Raw genomic sequence first — 17066 nt, forward strand, 5'->3', positions numbered from 1 at the left:
GAGGTGTGGTGTTCGATGAAGACGGGTCACTCGACCCGCTGCTGAAGTTCCTGTTGCTCGCCGTCGTCGCGCTGGCTGTCGGCAAGGTGCTGTGGAAGTGGCTCACCGAGGACGTCGGCCAATGGATCACCGTGGACCTGTGGCGCCTGATAGCCGATCACCCCTGGTGGACCACGCTCATCGTCGCCGGCGGGCTGTCTGCGCTCCTCCTGCTCGCCAAGCTGCTGTCCTTCTTGCTCGACTCTGGGACCTACGCCTATGTCAGTGACGGCGAGGACTACGCATCCACCGCTCCGCCGGGCGAATCGGCGATCCCGGATGTGCTGACCTTCAAGATGAAGCAGCTCTCCGCGATGAGCGCGACGGGCTTCGAGCAGGCGTGCGCGGAGCTCCTGGCCCGTGACGGATTCCGAAACACGCGGCGGGTCGGAGGCGCGGGAGACCTCGGCGTGGACGTCAGCGCTCGTGACGACGAAGACCGCCTTCTGATCCTGCAATGCAAGCAGTACCAAAACCCGGTCGGGTCAGGGCATGTCCAGAAGTTCAACGGCACAGCTCGCCCTCATCACGGAGCGGACCTACCAATCATGATCGCGCTGAATGGATTCACTCAGCCTGCGATCGACTTCGCCGCGTACCACGAGCTCATCCTCATGGGCCGCCCTGAACTGAAGAATTGGGCCCATGGACAGCACCTCTACGACGTCTTGGGAATCCAGAGCACAACACAGTGACACCTGGCCCAGGACGCCTCAAGGCGGTCCAGGTCAGCCTGGGACAGCCGCAGCGCCCACGGGACGAGTTCCCAAGCGCGTTTCATCGACGCCACGTTGTCAGGACCTGACCCCGCCCTCGTCGCGCGGCGTGAGCGGGGAAGTCAGTGACGCCAGGTAGTCGTCGAGAAGCTCGACCTGGCGATGGGGTGGGAAGGCCGTGGGGGCGAACAGGGCCTGCACCACCAGTCCGAGCACGAAGGCCTGGGCGCCGGCGGCGATGCGCGCCGGGTCTCCGGCGGGCAGTTCACCGAGCTGTTGGGCCGCGGCGACCAGGTCGCGCAGCCTGTCGCGGCCTTGCGCGTACCTGCGGGCGTGGTCATCGCTCAGAGCGGGGTCGGCGAGCGCGACATCCCAGGAGGACACCCAGATCCGGTTGGCGTCGGTGGCCTCGGTGGTCAGCGGCAGGATGTCGAGCATGGCCGCTCTCACGGCGGACAGGCCCGCTCCGGCGGCACGCCGGGGGCGGGAGGCGCTGCGCTGTTCGAGCAGGTCGAGGGCGTACGCGACCAGGTCGCGCTTGGCGGGGAAGTAGTGGGTGAGCAGGCCGGTGGTGGCGCCGAGTTCGGCGGCGACGGCGCGCAGGGTCAGCCCGCCGAAGCCGTGCGCGGCCAGCACCCGCCAGACCGCCTCGGAGACGTCGCGACGGCGGGCCTCGTGGTTCCCCTTGGTGCGTGGCATGCTGCTACGGTACATAACCGTAACGCTTGTTATGCAAATGAGGATCACCATGTTCTCTCTCCCGCTGCGGGACAACGCCGGCCTTGAGCCGCTGGAGATATGGCACGCGGAGGAGTTCGCCGCCCACCTGGACCGGGCCCGCGAGCACATCCGGCCGTGGGTCGGGCCGGCCTTCGTCACCGACGATCTCGACGGAGCACGGGCCACACTGCGCCGGTACGCGGAGCGGCAGGCCGCGGACGGCGCCCGCCTGTACGGCATCAGGCTCGACGGCGCGCTGGTCGGCGGCGTGATGTTCACGGACTTCAGCGTCGCCTCTGGCTCCTGCGAGATCGGCTGCTGGCTGGAGCCCGTCGCCGAGGGTCACGGCCTGGTCACCCAGGCGTGCCGCGCCTTGCTGGACTGGGCTTTCACCTCCCGGGGGCTGCATCGCGCCGAGTGGCACTGCCGGGCCGACAACGAGCGCAGCTCGGCGGTGGCCGAGCGGCTCGGCATGACGCTCGAGGGCGTGCGGCGCCAGTCCTGGCCTTACGGAGGCTCCCGCCACGACAAGCAGGTCTGGGCGATCCTCGCCCCTGAATGGCGGGCCGAGGAGAATATCGATTTCTGACACCGTTCCTCGCACACGACCGGGCGGCAGCAGGGGCCGCCAAGAAGGGGGCCGCAATGGGCGAGATCCCGGGCGCACGCGAGGAGCTGGACCGGCTGGGCCGAGCCCTGCGCGCGCAACTGGTCGAAATGATCACCGACCTGACCCCCGGCAGCGACCTCGGCCTGCTGTTTCTCAATGAACCGAGGGTCGCCGACTGGCACGAGCCGCTGCGCTATCACTACTCGGCCGTATTCCGCGGGGAGCGCCCCGCGAGCGTCGACGCCGCCGAAATCGCATCCCGCGCGAGCGCCCTGCTCGGCTCGGCGGGCTGGGAAGTCGCGGCGTCGGAGGAGATCGACGGCGCGAAACGCAGCGGCGTGATCACCGGCCGCCACGGCGGCAGCGGCATAAGCATCCGCGCGGGCGACCACACTTCCGCCGTGCTGTTCACCGCACAGACGCCGATGTCGGCCCTGCGCACGCCGGAGAAGTTCCAGTGGCCGGAGCCGGTGCGAACGCTCGAAACCCTCACGCCCGGATACGTGCTGTGCTACGAGTGTGACGGCCTCGGCGCGTGCCCCGGATGCGGTGGACGCGGCCGGCTGCCCGGCGAGCCCCACGGACGGGCCGACTGCCGGGAATGCGGCAGGCAGCGCGTCTGCCCGATCTGCCGCGGCGGAGGCGAGCTGGTCATCTCCCAGCTGAGTCCGTACCAGCAGGGCTACTACCCCGAACTGGGCTAGTTCGCATGCCCGCCTTCTGCTCGTGAACGGAATCGGGCCGCGTGGGCGTTGACGGTGCGTGGGTTACGCACAGGATTTCTGGTGCGCGACACGACGAGGCTGGCACAGGTGACGCAAAGGCGCACTGCTCGCACCAAAAGAGCAGGAACCGGCCTTGAATGGATAGAAATTGGCCCCGAGTGTCAGCAACTGCCACGACATGCGCCTCCGGTCGGTGACGATATATCTGATATATCGCCAGCCAGATCGGGAGGGCGCATGGGTAAACAGGCCAAGTGTGGTTCGACCCGAACGAAGTCGGGCAAGCCATGCGGGAATCCCGCGATGGTCGGGTATTCCCGCTGCCAGCTCCATCGCGGCGAGTGGACCCCTCCGCAGAAGAGGAAGACCAAGAAGCGCCGTTGACAGGTACGAAGGGCTCCGAGACGGCCCACCGCGCTCGGAGCCCGCTTCGACCCGGCGCAGCACGCGGTCCGATGCCGCCGCCCGCGGGAAGCTCGACCCGGCGGGCGGCGGCGATGGGTCAGCCGACGTGGACGCGGGGGCGGCGGGTGAGGTCGGGTTCCGCGCGGCGCAGGACCTCGCGGGTGACCGGGGCGACCTCGCCGTCGCCGAAGACGAGGAATCGCAGCAGGTGGCTGAGCGGATGGCCCTCGGTCCAGTTGAAGTACGCGTGGGGCACCTGACCCGTGCGGTCGCGCAGCTGGAGCAGGACCGCGGCGATGGTGTTGGGCACACCGGCGCCTTGTACGCGCAGGATCTGGACCCCGTAGAGCTCTTCGCCGGTGACGGTGACATCGGCGGCGAAGTCGGAGGAGTCGCGCACGGTCACTTCGAGGAAGAGGACGGGCCCGCCGCTCGGGATGTGGGTCTCCTCGCGCTGGGTGTACTCCTTGGTGCGGTACTCGGCCGCGTCGCGCTCGTCCGGTTCGTTGGCGATGACGCGCAGGGGGCCCGAGCGGGCGGCGTCGTCGATGAGGCGGGCGGCGGCCTCGTCGAAGGTGACGTCGGCGGCGCGCAGTTCGAAGGCGCGGTGGATCCGGGAGGCGAGCGAGGTGATCAGGATGCCCACGATGAACATGGACGCGATCTTCAGCCCGTCGGGACGTTCGATGACGTTGGTGACGAAGGTGTAGGCGAAGACGAGGGTGATGAAGCCGAAGCCGAAGGTGGCGGCGCGGTGCGCCCGGTGGCGGGCCGCGATGGTGGCGGCGAAGGACGCCGACAGCATCAGCACGAGCACGCCGGTGGCGTAGGCGCCGCCCTGGGCGTCGACGTCGGCGTTGAAGAGGTAGGTGACGGCGAAGGCGATCGCCATGAAGAGCAGCACCAGCGGGCGTACGGCTGCGGCCCACTCCGGTGCCATCCCGTAGCGCGGGAGGTACCGCGGGACGAGGTTGAGCAGCCCGGCCAGTGCGGAGGCTCCGGCGAACCACAGGATGGCGATGGTCGATATGTCGTACACCGTGCCGAAGGCCTCGCCCAGGTGCTGGTGCGCCAGGTAGGCCAGTGCGCGGCCGTTGGCCGCGCCGCCCTTCTCGAACTCCTTCGCCGGGATGAGGATGGTGGTGGCGAGGCTGCTGACGAGCAGGAATCCGCTCATCATCAGGGCGGCGGTGGTGAGCAGCTTGCGGGTGTCACGGATCCGCCCGGCGGGCTTCTCGTAGGCGTCGGTGGAGTCCCCGCGGACCTGCGGCATGACGGCCACGCCGGTCTCGAAGCCGGACATGCCCAGGGCGAGACGGGGGAAGACCAGGAGGGCCACGCCGATCATGGCTATGGGCGAGGAGTGCTCGGCGGTCGCGGCGTGCCACCAGTCGTCGACGACGACCGGTTCGCCGATGATCTGCCAGACCGCGCTGGCGAGCACGATGACGTTGAGGACGAGGTACACCGACACCAGCACCACGGCCACGTCGATCGCCTCGCGGAAGCCCTTGAGGAAGACCGCGCCGAGGGCGGCGATCAGCACCAGGGTGATCCACATGCTGCCGCCGTGCATCCAGTGCGGCGCGAAGGGGTTCTCCACGGCGTGCGCCGAGGCGTCCGCCGCCGACAGCGTGATGGTGATCATGAAGTCGGTGGCGGCGAAGCCGAGCAGCACCAGCACGAACAGCTTCCCCGCCCACCAGGGCAGCAGCCGCTCGAGCATGGCGATCGAGCCCTCGCCGTGCGGGCTCTCCTTCGCCACCCGCCGGTAGACGGGCAGCGCCCCGAGCAGCGTGAGCGCGATCAGCACAAGGGTCGCCAGCGGCGAGAGCAGCCCGGCGGCGAGCGCGGCGATGCCCGGCTGGTAGCCGAGCGTCGAGAAGTAGTCGACACCGGTCAGGCACATGACACGCCACCACCGGTGGCCCTTGTGCTCGGCCGGCGGAGTGCCGTGCGGCCCGGGGTGGCGGGCCGACTGCTCGCTCAGCCCCTCCAGGAGCCAGGCCCGCCAGGGGCGGGTGACTGGTTCCGGTTCGGGCGCTTTGTCGACCTGTGTGGCGGTCATTGCTGTGGTCCCCTGTAAATCATTCGGGCAAGAGGAGCGAGTATCCATCAGGCCCTCCTTCGCTCGTCCCTCGGGGTTCGCAACAGCGGACCGCTACGTGCCGGTCTCGCCCGGTATCGGGGGTCGGGGCTGCCGGCGCCGGTGCGGCGTCTGTGACCCGCGCCGCATCAGGCACTCAGGACGCCCGCTTGCCCGCCCGCCACTCCGGCGCGAGCACCGACCAGATCTCCTCGTCGTGCCGCTTCCCGCGGTACAGGTAGCTCTCCCGCAGCACGCCGTCCTTCGTCATCCCGAGCCGCCGCGCCACGGCGATGCTGGCCTCGTTCGTCGCCGAGACCCACCACTCCACGCGGTGGATGCCCCGCTCCTCGACGGCCCAGTCGATGATCACGCGCACGGCGCGGGTCACCAGGCCCCTGCCCGCCGCCGACGGCTCCAGCCAGCAGCCCGCCTCGGCGATGCCCTGCTCGAAGTCCAGCCTCCGGAAGAGGACCGCGCCGACCAGTCCACCGTCCGCCCAGATGCCGTGGAGCCGCCCGGTGTCGGCCGTGGTCTTCTCCGCGTACGCCTGGAGGAACGCCCGGCTCGACTCCAGGTCCGTGACGACGTCGGGCAGCCCGTTGTGCCGACCGATGAACTCCCGCCCCCGGTCGATGTGGGCCAGGAACTCCTCGGCCCGCCACGGTTCGAGCGGGCGCAGCTCCGCGCCGTCGTCGCCCAGAGATATCGCGTACATCGTCACCTTCCATGACCTGAACCGGCGCATACCGCGAGGGATCTTCTCATGGGCCACGTCCCGGGCATCCGCGGCGGCGTGGCACCGCATGGCAGCGGCCGTTTCATGGCGCCGCACGGCTACTGCCCGGCCGCTTCCGTGTCGGTGGCGTCGGCGAGCAGTTGGACCAGTTCGCGGTGTCCGAACCGGTTGGCGTCGTCCAGGGGTGTCCCGCCCCAGCGGTCCACCGGTTGCGGGTCGACTCCCATGGACAGGAGGAATTCCACGATGTCCCGGTGCCCCTCGGCCGCGGCCAGGTGCAGGGCGGTGCGTCCGTCGTAGTCGGCGGCGCCGAGGGGGACGTTGCAGGCGGTCAGGCGGCGGATCTCGTTGAGGTCGCCCTGGCTGGCGGCGAAGCACAGCCCCACGATGCCCTCGATGGCGCTCTGCTGGCGCCTGAGGCGGGGGTCGCGTTTGCCGGACCCCGCGCCGGTGCCGGTGAGCAGGTCGTAGGTGTGGACGTTGTAGCAGTCGACCAGGCCGCGGCAGACCTCGATCCCCCGCACCGAATTCCCGTGGGCGTCCAGCCGGGGCGACCAGATGGCGATGCCCATCAGCTGGGGCACGACCAGCATCAAGGCGCCGGAGACCCCGCTCTTGGCGGGCAGACCGATGGTGAAGGCGAACTCGCCGGAGAAGTCGTACATGCCGCATGAGGACATCAGCGACAGGCAGTGGCGCACCGTCCGGGCGGAGAACACGGGGTCCTCCGTCAGCGGGCACACCCCGGCGTTGGCCAGGGAGGCCGCGGCGATGGCCAGTTGCTGTGCGTCGACCTCGATCGAACAGCACTGGAAGTAGAACTCCAGGGTGGCCAGCAGGTCGGTGCCGGGTGGGAAGGCGCCGCGTTCGCGCATCGAGTAGCCGAGAGCGAAGTTGCGGTCGGCGGTGTTGCGCTCGGATAAATAGACGGAGTTGTTGAACCCGACGCCGCGGCCGCCCGCGAGCCGTTTCCAGGTGTCGGCCACGAAGTCGAAGCGGTCCGCGGCGTCCAGGCCGCGCTGGATGAGGGAACAGCTCATGATGGCCCCGGCATTTATCATCGGATTGTGCGGCAGCCCCGCCTTGTTGAAGGTCAGCTCGTTGAAGCCCTGCCCGCTGGGCTCCCGCCCCACATGGCGGTGGACGGTGTCGGGCCCGTGCTCCTCCAGGGTGAGGCAGTAGTTGACGGTCTTCGACACCGACTGCAGGCAGAAGTTCACGTCCGCGTCGCCGATCGAGAAGCGCTGCCCGTCCACCGTGCACACCGAGATCGCGAACTGGTCGGCGTCCACCCGCGCGAGCTGGGGGATGTACGCGGCGACGGCGCCCCTGCGGTCGGCGCGGACCTCCTGGTAGATGCGCTGGAGGTCGGCCACGAGCGCGGGGAAGTCGGGAACCGCGAGTTCGCCGCGGGCGGCCCGTTCGATGATGCCGCGGTTGCGCTGGGTGGCGGCGGCGAACTCCTCGGCTGCCAGCAGCCACGGCTCGGCCGGCGGCGGGGCGGGGCGGGCGCGGTCCAGGTTGGCGACGGTCTCGGCGATCCTGGGGTCGTCGGGCAGAATGCCCGTCCGGCGCAGCACGTTCAGCAGCCGGTCGGGAGAGAGCCTGCCGGAAGAACCCTGCTCGAAACAGCCGAAGGCGCCCGCATGAGCTGCTCCGCCCTGGTGGGGATCGGTCCCGGGTGGCGTGGAGGAACGGTCCGCGGGCCGCTTCCCGTTCTTCGCGACAGCCAAGGACCCCCTCCGATCAGCCACGGCAGGCGGAGCCTCGCGCGCCCCGGCCGATGACCCGGGAGCGCTCCTGGCCGATGGGGTGCATTGCCCCCAGAAATCCCTGCCGCACCGACGATTCCCGGCCACCGGCGACGAAAACCAGCCGCGCCGCGACCGGCGCACTCGGCCCGGTGGTGCGGTTGCGAATACCAGGGCGCTCCACTCCCCGCGCGCCCTCCGCCCACGAAACGCTCCGGCGCGCCGGTCGACGCCACGAGCACGGTCGCGGTACCGGGCCGGACGGTCCGCCACCGGTCCGAAACTCGCCCACGCATTTCCGTCGCCCCCATTGAACGGGCGGACGCGGCACCGATTGCATGGCCCTGCCCGGAAATGTTCCGACTGTCAGGCATGCCCTGGCAGGCGTCTCGTGGAGGGGGTACCCGTGCGTAAGCCCAGGGCGCGTGCGGCAGGAGCAGGACGAAGAACGGAAGCGTCCAGAGCACGGCATGGCCTGTCCGGTGCGGCGGCGCTGATCGGCGCCGCCGCACTCGTCGTTTCCGCGGTGCCCGCGATCGCGGCCACGGCGCCGCCTTCCGGTCCGGGAGAGGTGATCCAGGGGCAGCGCACCGCGACACCCGCGCTGGTGAGCGGTATCCGGGAGCGGGTGAGGGCGGCGGGGAGCGCCGCCGACGCGGCGCGCGGGTACCTCGCGGACAAGGAGAGCCGCTACCGGATCGCGCGTCCGGACCGGGACCTGGAGCCCGTACGGATCACCACCGAGGGCCACTCGGAGACCGTACGGCTGCAGCAGAAGCACCGGGGAGTGGACGTCCTCGGCGGGCAGTACGTCGTCCGGATGGAGACGAAGGGCGGCGAGCGCGTCGTCACCGGCACCTCCGGCAAGTACTTCACCGGACTGAAGGTCGCGGTCGAGCCCGGGATCGACGAGAAGCTCGCGGTCGAGCGGGCGGTCGGCGCGGTCGAGGCGCAGCTCGGCCCGTGGCGGCCCGGCCGGGGCGGGAAGGACGAGGGGCCGGACGAGGCCGAGGAGTCGCTGACCGGCACCGCCCGCGGGCTGGTCGTCCTGCCCAGGGGCGCCGGTGTGCTCACCCGGCATGTCACCGTGCGGGGCACCGACCCGGCCACCGGGGCGCCGGTGCTGCGCGAGGTGTACATCGAAGCGCGGACCGGGTACCCGGTCCTCCAGTACAGCGGCATCAAGACGTTCGCCGAGCCATCCGACAGGGCGGCATCCGGGACCAAGGAGGCTGCTGGATCCGGGAGTTCACCGGAGCGGCAGGGCCGCCCCGCCCTTGCGCAAGGCGCCGGTGGGACGCAGGGCTCCGGCGTCAAGCTCGACGGGAAGGCCGTCGGGCTGCAGGTGGAACATGACGATTCGGGCAAGACGTACGTGCTGCGCGACCGCACCCGGTCGGAGGACGGCGGCGACAGGAACCGGCTCTCCACGTGGGACGCGCGGGGCCGGAGCCTGTCCGAGGTGTCGGGCGTCTGGCCACCCGGCCTCAAGGAGTTCGGATCGCCGGACCCGGCCTTCGGCAAGGAGGCGACCGAGGCGGGCGCGGTCGACGCGCACTGGAGCGCCGGCAAGGTGTACGACTACTACAAGCAGGTGCACGGCCGGAACAGCCTGGACGGCCGCGGCATGGCCGTGAACTCCCTGGTGGGCATCAGCTGGGGTTACTCCGACGACGCCGTCTGGGACGGCGCCAAGGTGATCTACGGGAGCGGCGACGGCCAGTACCGCCCGGCCTCCGCCGCGCTGGACGTCGTGGGCCACGAGATGACGAACGGCGTCATCGAGAGCAGCGCGAACCTCGTCCACGCGGGCCAGTCCGGAGCGCTCGGCGTGGCGGTCGCCGACTACTTCGGCGACGCCGTCAAGACCGACGCGTACGGCATCCCCATGGACAGCCCGGACTCCGGGCTGATGGGCGAGGCGCTGTGCCGTACGAAGGGCCCCCGCGAGTGCGCCACCCGTGACATGAACGACGGCAGGACCACCTCCAAGTCCTTCCTCGGCGTGGCGTTTGCGACCGACAACGGCGGTGTGCACCTCAACTCCACGATCTTCTCGGGCGCCCTGTGGGACATCCGCAAGGACCTGGACCGCACACTCGCCGACAGGATCGTCTACAAGGCGCTCACGGAATACATGACCCCGCTCGACGGCTTCACCGAGGGCCGCGACGCGGTCATCGCCGCCGCCAGGGACCTCAAGGTCCCGGGCTCCGGGTTCAGGTCCGTCGAGCGCGCCTTCGACGCCCATGGCATCGTGCCCGGCTGGGAGCAGGCCACGGGCGTGGACTCCGACCAACTGCTCGGCAGGATCAACACGGACGGCTACACCTCCATGGGCGCGGGCGGCGGCTGGTGGGCCGCGTCCAAGTCCGACGACGACGGCTCCGAACCGTACTCGGTCTGGGCCGGGCGCCTGGACGGCACCGGCGAGAAGAAGCTGATCAGCCCCAACGACGGGCGTTTCCACACGGATCCGGCGACGGACGGCAGGACCGTGGTGTGGCAGGCGTACCGGGGCCTGTCCTCCGACGTCCTGGCACGGCCGCTCGCCGGCGGGCCCGTCAGGAAACTGTTCTCCAACTCCGCCAACCTGGGCCGTATCTCCTCGCTGAGCGTCGAGGGGAAGATCGTGACCTTCACCGCCCACCAGCACCGCGGCGGCCCGCGTGTGATGTACCTGCGGATAGGCGAGACCGACCCGGTCGCCGTGCCCCCGGTCCCCTGGAGCCGCTACGCCAGTACGTCGGACGCGTCCCTCCGCAACGGCCGGATCGCCTTCTCCCACTTCCACCGTGGGAACAAGGGGTGGCAGTACGACACCGAGGTCCTGGACACCGCCACCGGCAAACGCACCACGATGCGGCAGCTCGGTACGCCGGACGTCGTCGGCCGTACCGCGATCACCGGCACGTACGTCTACTGGCTGGCCGGGAACGACCCGAACAGCGGACTGACCGCGGTACGCCGCGCGAACCTCGACGGCACCGGCACCGTCGACATCAGTCCCGGTGCGGGCAAGGACGCACTGCAGGGCGTCACCCTGACCGCCTCCGACGACGCGGTGACCGTCGGCGCGCGGACGCCGGACACCCGGCCGGGCAACGAGGCGCTCGGCAAGCTGTGGCAGTTCTCGCCGGACGGCTCGCGCAGGAGCCGGGTCTCCTGCAACCGCGGCGAGCAACTCCGGCCCGCCGGCGCGGGCGGCCGACAGGTGGTGTGGCTCGACGCCACCACCGGCTACACCGACCTGGTCACCCGCGCCCGCCCGGCGGGCAGCTGCGGCTGACCTCCGCCGACGCCCGGCCCGGGGCGGGCCCTCCCGAAGCGAACCGCGGGGTCTCGGCGGATCACATGGCACCCGGAGGATGCCCCGGCCTCCAGGCCGGGGCGCATTCAAATGGTCTAGGTTGATCGCCAGAACTGACGTCTCATCACGGGGGTTCCCATGGACGAGCAGATACCCGGACCGGACGGCCGGGTGACGGCACTGGCGGAGCAGGCGCGGCTGGGTCGCTGGCGGATGGCGGCCGCCAACAAGAAGGGCCGCTTCGGCAAAGCCTGGGGCGATGCGCGGCTCCACCTGTACGAGGAGGGGCTGGTCGTCACCGATCCCGAGGGCGGCGAGTGGGTGTTCCGCTGGGAGTCGATCAGCGTCCTCCAGAACCTGAGCACAGTCAACGGCTCGATCAGGGACGCCGCGTACACGCTGATCGACCCGAGCGGCGCCGCGCTGACGATCGGGCCCGGCACGCACGGTCTCTTCAAGCGCGATCTGGCGGCCGCGGGCGTGCTGTCGTACACGCGCGGCCCCTGGGTCCGGTACGAGGGGCAGTGGGGTCCGGAGATCCAGAAGGGCATACTGCGCACGCAGGGGCAGACGGCGCTCGAACGGCTGGGCAGGGGCGAGACGCTGAGGTTCGGCCATGTCTCCCTCGACCGGAACAGCGTGTCGTACAAGGGGAAGTCCGCCGCCTGGACGGAGATCACCGAGGTCAGCGTGTCGAACGCCTCGGTGTGGATCCGCGACGCCCGAGGACGCAGCCTCCTGAACGCCGCCAGCGTCCGCAAAGTCGCCAACCTCTACCTGTTCCTGGCCCTGGCGGACCGGCTACGGGGCTGAGACCCGGCGCGGCCGGGCGGGGTCCAGGTCAGGGCCGCCATGATGTCGTCGGCCGGGCGCAGGCCGAGCAGGTGGTGGGTCCACTGCGAGAGCGTCGAGCGGGCCGCCAGGTCGACGGCCTGCCCGAGGTCGCGCGGGCACGGCGCACCGCCCGTGACGTCCTGCACGAGGACGACTACGATCGGGCCATGGACTCGCTGCGCCGCGGCCACCGCACGCTTCAGGCCCGCGACGCCGCCCGGCACCCGATCGCCGCGCCGGCCCCGGCCCCGGCCCGGTTCAGCGGATTCCGTGAGGCGTCCGGCACGGCGTCCGGCCTCCCGTCGGCGATGTACCCGCACCTGGAGTTCCCGCTCGGGCTCGTCCCGCGTCGGCGCAACGACCGTGCGACAGCCGCCCGCTCCGTGTTCCCCGAGTTCCGGACGGCACGCGGGCATGCCTAGGAGCATCTCCGCCTTCGCGGCCGAGGAGGAGCGCCGGGTCCTGTCGATGGAGCCGGTCACCCCGCCCGTCCACCGCGCGTACGGCGACCGCTCCGACCAGGTGTACGACCTGTGGCCCGCCGACGATCCCCACGCCCCGCTGGTCATCCTGTTGCACGGCGGCTTCTGGCGGTACGACCGCACGCACCTGACGCCGTTCGCCGCCCACCTCGCGGAGAACGGCTTCACCACGGCCCTGCCGGAGTTCCGCCGCCCGGGCGGAGCCGGGGGCTACCCGGTCACGTTCGACGACGTCGCCCTGGCGATGAACACCATCGCGGACGGACGGCCCTTCCTCCTGGCCGGCCACAGCTCCGGCGGCCACCTCGCCCTGTGGGCCGCCGCTCGCGGCCTGCTGCCGGACCGTTCACCGTGGTGCTCCACCGACCTGCCGGCCGCGGTGCTCGCCCTCGCCCCCATCACCGACCTCGCCGGGGCGATCCGCGAAGACCTCAGCTCCGGCGCCGCCCTCGAACTCCTGGGAGGAGCAGACAAGGCACCCGCCCGGCTCCCCTCCGTGGACCCGCTCACGCTGCTCCGCGGCGCGGGCACGACCGGGGTGCCGACCGTCGTGCTGCACGGCTCCGTGGACGAGGAGATCCCCCGCCAACAGTTCACCGACTACGCCGCCGCACACCCGGACGCCGAACTCATCGCGCTTCCTGGGGTCGGCCACTACACCCCCATCGAGCCGCACTCACCGGCCGGCCGCACCGTGATCGCCACCCTCGACCGCCTGTCCGCACACGTCTCGTAGACCCTGATCACGAAGGGGCATCGATGCTGATGCGGTGGACGGTGCGGTCAACCCCCGGCTCGACGGGTGTGGCCGCGTGGTAGGCGGTCGCTGTTTTCCACACCATGAGGTCCTTCGGCAGCCAGCGGTGTGTGTAGATGTGCTCCGGGTCCCGGATGAGGTGGTCGAGCAGGGTGCGGAACTCCTCGTTCTGGTTGGCGTCGAAGCCGTTCACTGTGCGCAGGTACTCGGGGGCGCCGTAGAGATAGGGGCGTCCGGTGAACGCGTCGCACCTGACCAGTGGCTGTTCGACGGGAGGGTGTTTGATGTCGATCAGGGCCCGTAATTCGGCCACGGACAGACCCGCATGTTCCGGGCCGATGATGAAGTGTTCCGCGAAGGTGTGCACGGCCGTGCGCCCGTCGATCCTCGTTTTCCAGGGGTCCGGCAGGCGGTCGTAGACGTCGCAGGCGTTGGCGTACAACGTGTGGCCACTGGTGTGCGGGACGTCGACGCCGTACAGCATGGAATAGGCCGGCGGATCCGTCATGAACGAGGAGTCCTGGTGCCAGTAGTTCCCGGCACGGGCCGCGCCCACCGGCTTGTTCCCCTTGACGACGTTCGACATGACGGTGACCTCGGGGAAGGACGGATGCCCGTACCTCGCGTCGGGGAAGGGGACCGGCTTGCCGATCTTACGAGCCAGGACGACCTGTTGTTCGGGGGTGAGGGTCAGGTCGCGCACCACGATCAACTCGCGCTGACGCAGCGTGTCGTGGAGGGCGCCGAAGATGTCAGGGTGCTGCAAGTCCTCAAAAGTGACCCCGGTGATCCCGGACCCGATGAACGGCGTGAGCTGACGGATCTCCATGTGAGCCTCCCCCTTCAGACGATCGGGGCATCGCCCTCGCGTCGCCGGGAACCCGGCTTCCGCTGCTCCAGCATCCTTAATCCGCCACCGACAGCGCCACCGTCTCCCCGGCCAATCCGCCCCGCGGATCATCGGAGCGGGGCGAAGGTGTGGTTCGCCCAGAGGCGTCGGGAATCCGCTTCGGGGTTGTCGATGTCCGTGATCTCGGTGTCGTAGACGCGGGTTGCCGCCTTCCGCGGGTCGTAGCGCGGCCAGCCGGGGTCGCCGGTGGCGGCGAAGGCGGTCCATGAGGTGCGGATGCTGCGGGACAGTTCTTCGGCGGTGGCGCGGGCCTCGGCCGATCCGCCGAGCAGCAGTTCCATGAAGGGTGTGTCGAGGGTGCCGAAGGTGAGGGGGATGTCCAGACCGTGGCATGCCCTCAGCGCGCCGTCGAATCCCGGTACGGGCCAGGCAAGTTCATAGGCGTACGTGGTGCCGCCGGCGTCCTGGTGGGCGTCCGCGAGGTGGGCGACGGGCATGCGGAAGAGGGCGTCCGACAGCAGCCGGGCCGTCCGGTCCATGGGCGTGGCCCCGGGCAGTGCCTGCCGGTAGGCGGCATCGGCGCCGGGAGGGGCCAGGGCCGACGCGGTGGCGGAGAACGCCTCGTCGGTCATGCCCTCGGTCGTTCCGAGCACCGTGGAGAACAACCGGTATTCGTCGGCGGTGAAGCCCGCGATCAGGTCGACGCCGTCGGCCGCTCCGACGGACAGGGCTGTCCACGGCGTCTGGGGCAGTACGTGTCCGTCGACGACCGGTGCGAACGCGATCCGTGCGAGCCAGAGTTCCACCTGTTCGCCGACGAGGTCCTCCGCGATGAACTGCGAGCACGCCTCGATCGTCTTCTCGATGGGCCGGGAGGCCAGCCCATCCACCGTCGGGGCGGCACCCAGTCTGTGGGCGATCGCCTTCCCGATGCGATGGGCAAGGCTCTCGGAGAGGAAATGCCGCGAGGCGCTCTGGACGATCGCCCGCCGGAACAGCCCCCTCGCCGACGGCGCGACCATGAGGGACGCGACGGATCCACCCCCTGCCGACTCCCCGAAGATCGTCACCTGCCCCGGGTCCCCGCCGAACGCCGTGATGTTCTCCTGGACCCAGTGCAGCGCCGCGATCTGATCGAGCAGTCCGCGGTTGGGCGGAGCGCCCGTGATCTGCGCGAACCCTTCCAGGCCGAGGCGGTAGTTGAAGGTGACGACCACGACCCCCAGCCCGGCCAGCAGTGCGGCGTCGTAGTCCGGCTGGTCGGCCGAGCCGGACTGGTATCCGCCGCCGTGGATCCACACCATGACCGGCAGGCCCGCGCCTCCCAGGTCCGGGGTCCATACGTTCGCGCTCAGCCAGTCCGTGCCTTCGGCCTCGGTCCAGGGCGGTTCTCCCGGGATGAGCGGCACCTGCGGAGGACGGGGCCCGTACCGGAGGGCCTCCCGCAGCCCTTCCCAGGGCTCGGCCTCGACGGGCGCCTGGAACCGGTGCTGCCCGACGGGAGGCCTCGCGTACGGCATGCCCTTGAAGATCGCGAGACTGCCCGCACGGCGGCCGTGTACGGCGCCGGAGGCGATGCGTGCCGAGGGATTGCTCATGACGCCTCCTGAGAGGTGGGATCCGCCCGGGAACGCCCGCCCGTTCGGCTACGGGTGTACGAGGACCTTGACCTGGTGGGCGGCCCCCGCCGGGTCCAGCAGGGCCCCGAACGCCTCCTTGACCGCGTCGTCGAGCGCCACCCGCTTCGTGATCATCTTCTCGGGTCCGAGGGAGCCATGGCCGAGGGCGGCGATGACGGCGGGGTAGACGCTTTCGCCGTAGGCGTTGCCGGCGGTGTACGAGCCTTCGCTGAGCAGCAGCGACATCGGGTCGAGGACGCGATCGGCGCCTCCGCCCAGGACGAGCGCGGTCCCGCCCGCGCGGATGCCGGAGCGGTGCATCGCGCCCCAGTCGCCCACGGGCAGGACGCCGTCGGGGCCGTCCATGGAGATGACCGTGCCGCCGCGCAGGAGCAAGAGACGGGGGTTCGGCATGAGTACGAGCCCTTCCGATACGACGCGGCACCGCCGCGGCGCCTACGCGCGCGGGGGCCGCGGTGCGGTGGGTCCGGCCAGTTCTGCCGGGCCTACCGGAAAGAAGCGCTCCAACATCCATCGTGCGGCGCTTCCCGGGCGGGCGCACGTTGTGGACTCCCGCCGAACGGCCGGACCGGCTCGGGTCCCAGCGGGCGCCCGATCACACGCTCTCATCCAATGGCGCTGATACAGAACGGCTGGCCGGAGGGGTCCAGCAGCACCGTCCAGTGCTCGCCGCCGGGCTGGTGGGCGGGCTTGGTGGCGCCGAGGCCGATGAGGCGCTTCTCGGCGGCCTCGACGTCGTCGAAGGCGAGGTCGAGATGGAAGACGAGCTCGTCCTCGGGCCAGTTGGGGGCCTTGAAGGATTCGGCCGTGTAGAAGACGTACGCCATCGTGCCGTCGCTGATCATCGCCGCGGCGTCGCCGAAGGTCTGGGTGACCTCCCAGCCCAGAGCGGCGGCGTAGAAGTCGGCGAGTGCCTTGCCGTCATGGCCCCAGAAGGCCGCGCACTTCACGACCGCGCCCGTGTTGCCGGTGTTCTTCGTCATGGTGGTCACCGGGTCCGCTTCTGGTTGACGCCGATGACGTAGCCGTCGGGGTCGGTGAAGTAGAAGATCCGGTCGCCGTGGTGCTCCAGGACGTCCTTCGTCACGGTGACCAGGGGCCGGATGCGCTCGACGTAGGCGTCGAAGTCGTCGACGGCCAGGTAGAACATGCCGAACGCGCCGACGGGGGTGTCCCCCAGGACCGGCAGCCACTCCCGCAGGTGCGCGTCGCGGTAGACCATCAGCGCGAACTCTCCGTCGAAGAGCAGGATGCGCAGGTCGTCGTCCGGGTCGTTGCCGGCGGGCAGGGCGGTGAAGCCGAGCTTCTCGTAGAAATCGACGGTCGCCTGGGTGTCGGTCACGCCGAGGCAGGGGGCGATGGCCGGAGGCTTCATGAGGATCACTCCTTGAGAGGGGAGGTC

General features: G+C 70.5%; 16 protein-coding genes. 7 read left to right on the top strand and 9 right to left on the bottom strand.

Going from position 1 to position 17066, the window contains the following annotated elements; translation table 11 throughout:
- Positions 1 to 8: 8 nt before the first annotated feature.
- Complete coding sequence (locus DXZ73_RS05240; RefSeq protein ID WP_116209851.1) at positions 9 to 734, top strand: restriction endonuclease; 726 nt, start codon at positions 9 to 11, stop codon at positions 732 to 734.
- Between the two features lie 99 nt (positions 735 to 833).
- Here DXZ73_RS05240 and DXZ73_RS05245 read toward each other — a convergent pair whose 3' ends face one another.
- A complete protein-coding gene (locus DXZ73_RS05245) occupies positions 834 to 1454 on the bottom strand; it encodes a TetR/AcrR family transcriptional regulator (protein ID WP_116209852.1) in 621 nt (206 codons plus the stop codon).
- Positions 1455 to 1503: 49 nt separating this feature from the next.
- Here DXZ73_RS05245 and DXZ73_RS05250 point away from each other — a divergent pair, with 49 nt between their 5' ends.
- Positions 1504 to 2064 carry a GNAT family N-acetyltransferase gene (locus DXZ73_RS05250; protein ID WP_116209853.1) on the top strand — a complete coding sequence of 187 codons (561 nt, stop codon included), beginning with the start codon at positions 1504 to 1506 and terminating at the stop codon, positions 2062 to 2064.
- A 56-nt stretch (positions 2065 to 2120) separates the two neighbouring features.
- Positions 2121 to 2789, top strand: coding sequence for a hypothetical protein (locus DXZ73_RS05255; protein WP_116209854.1), 669 nt, complete (start codon positions 2121 to 2123; stop codon positions 2787 to 2789).
- Positions 2790 to 3312: 523 nt separating this feature from the next.
- Here DXZ73_RS05255 and DXZ73_RS05260 read toward each other — a convergent pair.
- The 3 genes from DXZ73_RS05260 to glsA form a co-directional block, all read right to left on the bottom strand.
- Positions 3313 to 5283, bottom strand: coding sequence for an APC family permease (locus DXZ73_RS05260; protein ID WP_116209855.1), 1971 nt, complete (start codon positions 5281 to 5283; stop codon positions 3313 to 3315).
- 175 nt (positions 5284 to 5458) lie between these two features.
- Positions 5459 to 6019: a GNAT family N-acetyltransferase gene (locus DXZ73_RS05265; protein ID WP_116209856.1), complete on the bottom strand. Its 561-nt coding sequence runs from the start codon at positions 6017 to 6019 to the stop codon at positions 5459 to 5461.
- Between the two features lie 119 nt (positions 6020 to 6138).
- Positions 6139 to 7773: a glutaminase A gene (glsA, locus tag DXZ73_RS05270; RefSeq protein WP_162890052.1), complete on the bottom strand. Its 1635-nt coding sequence runs from the start codon at positions 7771 to 7773 to the stop codon at positions 6139 to 6141.
- Between the two features lie 424 nt (positions 7774 to 8197).
- Between glsA and DXZ73_RS05275 the strand changes: the two genes are divergently transcribed.
- From DXZ73_RS05275 to DXZ73_RS05290, 4 genes are all read left to right on the top strand, one after another.
- On the top strand, positions 8198 to 11080 hold the full coding sequence (locus DXZ73_RS05275) for a M4 family metallopeptidase (RefSeq protein ID WP_425315818.1): 2883 nt from the start codon (positions 8198 to 8200) through the stop codon (positions 11078 to 11080).
- Between the two features lie 159 nt (positions 11081 to 11239).
- Positions 11240 to 11914, top strand: a complete 675-nt coding sequence (locus DXZ73_RS05280; protein ID WP_116209857.1) for a DUF6585 family protein — start codon at positions 11240 to 11242, stop codon at positions 11912 to 11914.
- A 74-nt stretch (positions 11915 to 11988) separates the two neighbouring features.
- Positions 11989 to 12357, top strand: a complete 369-nt coding sequence (locus DXZ73_RS05285) for a hypothetical protein (protein WP_162890053.1) — start codon at positions 11989 to 11991, stop codon at positions 12355 to 12357.
- Entirely contained in the window at positions 12350 to 13153 is an 804-nt protein-coding gene (locus DXZ73_RS05290) for an alpha/beta hydrolase family protein (RefSeq protein ID WP_116209859.1), read from the top strand. The genes DXZ73_RS05285 and DXZ73_RS05290 overlap by 8 nt, the downstream gene beginning before the upstream one ends.
- 7 nt (positions 13154 to 13160) lie before the next feature.
- Here DXZ73_RS05290 and DXZ73_RS05295 read toward each other — a convergent pair whose 3' ends face one another.
- The 5 genes from DXZ73_RS05295 to DXZ73_RS05315 form a co-directional block, all read right to left on the bottom strand.
- Positions 13161 to 14003 carry a TauD/TfdA dioxygenase family protein gene (locus tag DXZ73_RS05295; RefSeq protein ID WP_116209860.1) on the bottom strand — a complete coding sequence of 281 codons (843 nt, stop codon included), beginning with the start codon at positions 14001 to 14003 and terminating at the stop codon, positions 13161 to 13163.
- A gap of 128 nt (positions 14004 to 14131) precedes the next feature.
- A complete protein-coding gene (locus DXZ73_RS05300; protein ID WP_116209861.1) occupies positions 14132 to 15622 on the bottom strand; it encodes a carboxylesterase/lipase family protein in 1491 nt (496 codons plus the stop codon).
- Between the two features lie 48 nt (positions 15623 to 15670).
- Positions 15671 to 16057: a hypothetical protein gene (locus DXZ73_RS05305; protein ID WP_116209862.1), complete on the bottom strand. Its 387-nt coding sequence runs from the start codon at positions 16055 to 16057 to the stop codon at positions 15671 to 15673.
- A gap of 212 nt (positions 16058 to 16269) precedes the next feature.
- Positions 16270 to 16647, bottom strand: coding sequence for a VOC family protein (locus DXZ73_RS05310; RefSeq protein WP_116215424.1), 378 nt, complete (start codon positions 16645 to 16647; stop codon positions 16270 to 16272).
- Positions 16648 to 16652: 5 nt separating this feature from the next.
- A complete protein-coding gene (locus tag DXZ73_RS05315; RefSeq protein WP_116209863.1) occupies positions 16653 to 17039 on the bottom strand; it encodes a VOC family protein in 387 nt (128 codons plus the stop codon).
- Positions 17040 to 17066: the final 27 nt, after the last annotated feature.

Source organism: Streptoverticillium olivoreticuli subsp. olivoreticuli, assembly GCF_003391135.1.
In the GTDB taxonomy this organism is placed as follows: Bacteria; Actinomycetota; Actinomycetes; order Streptomycetales; family Streptomycetaceae; genus Streptomyces; species Streptomyces blastmyceticus.

Excerpts from the sequence above, each read along its gene's own strand:
- DXZ73_RS05290 (WP_116209859.1), top strand. The coding sequence starts at position 12,350 with ATGCCTAGGAGCATCTCCGCCTTCGCGGCCGAGGAGGAGCGCCGGGTC.
- DXZ73_RS05260 (WP_116209855.1), bottom strand. The coding sequence starts at position 5,283 with ATGACCGCCACACAGGTCGACAAAGCGCCCGAACCGGAACCAGTCACC.
- DXZ73_RS05310 (WP_116215424.1), bottom strand. The coding sequence starts at position 16,647 with ATGACGAAGAACACCGGCAACACGGGCGCGGTCGTGAAGTGCGCGGCC.
- DXZ73_RS05280 (WP_116209857.1), top strand. The coding sequence starts at position 11,240 with ATGGACGAGCAGATACCCGGACCGGACGGCCGGGTGACGGCACTGGCG.
- DXZ73_RS05315 (WP_116209863.1), bottom strand. The coding sequence starts at position 17,039 with ATGAAGCCTCCGGCCATCGCCCCCTGCCTCGGCGTGACCGACACCCAG.
- DXZ73_RS05245 (WP_116209852.1), bottom strand. The coding sequence starts at position 1,454 with ATGCCACGCACCAAGGGGAACCACGAGGCCCGCCGTCGCGACGTCTCC.
- DXZ73_RS05305 (WP_116209862.1), bottom strand. The coding sequence starts at position 16,057 with ATGCCGAACCCCCGTCTCTTGCTCCTGCGCGGCGGCACGGTCATCTCC.
- DXZ73_RS05265 (WP_116209856.1), bottom strand. The coding sequence starts at position 6,019 with ATGTACGCGATATCTCTGGGCGACGACGGCGCGGAGCTGCGCCCGCTC.
- DXZ73_RS05250 (WP_116209853.1), top strand. The coding sequence starts at position 1,504 with ATGTTCTCTCTCCCGCTGCGGGACAACGCCGGCCTTGAGCCGCTGGAG.
- DXZ73_RS05255 (WP_116209854.1), top strand. The coding sequence starts at position 2,121 with ATGGGCGAGATCCCGGGCGCACGCGAGGAGCTGGACCGGCTGGGCCGA.
- DXZ73_RS05295 (WP_116209860.1), bottom strand. The coding sequence starts at position 14,003 with ATGGAGATCCGTCAGCTCACGCCGTTCATCGGGTCCGGGATCACCGGG.
- DXZ73_RS05300 (WP_116209861.1), bottom strand. The coding sequence starts at position 15,622 with ATGAGCAATCCCTCGGCACGCATCGCCTCCGGCGCCGTACACGGCCGC.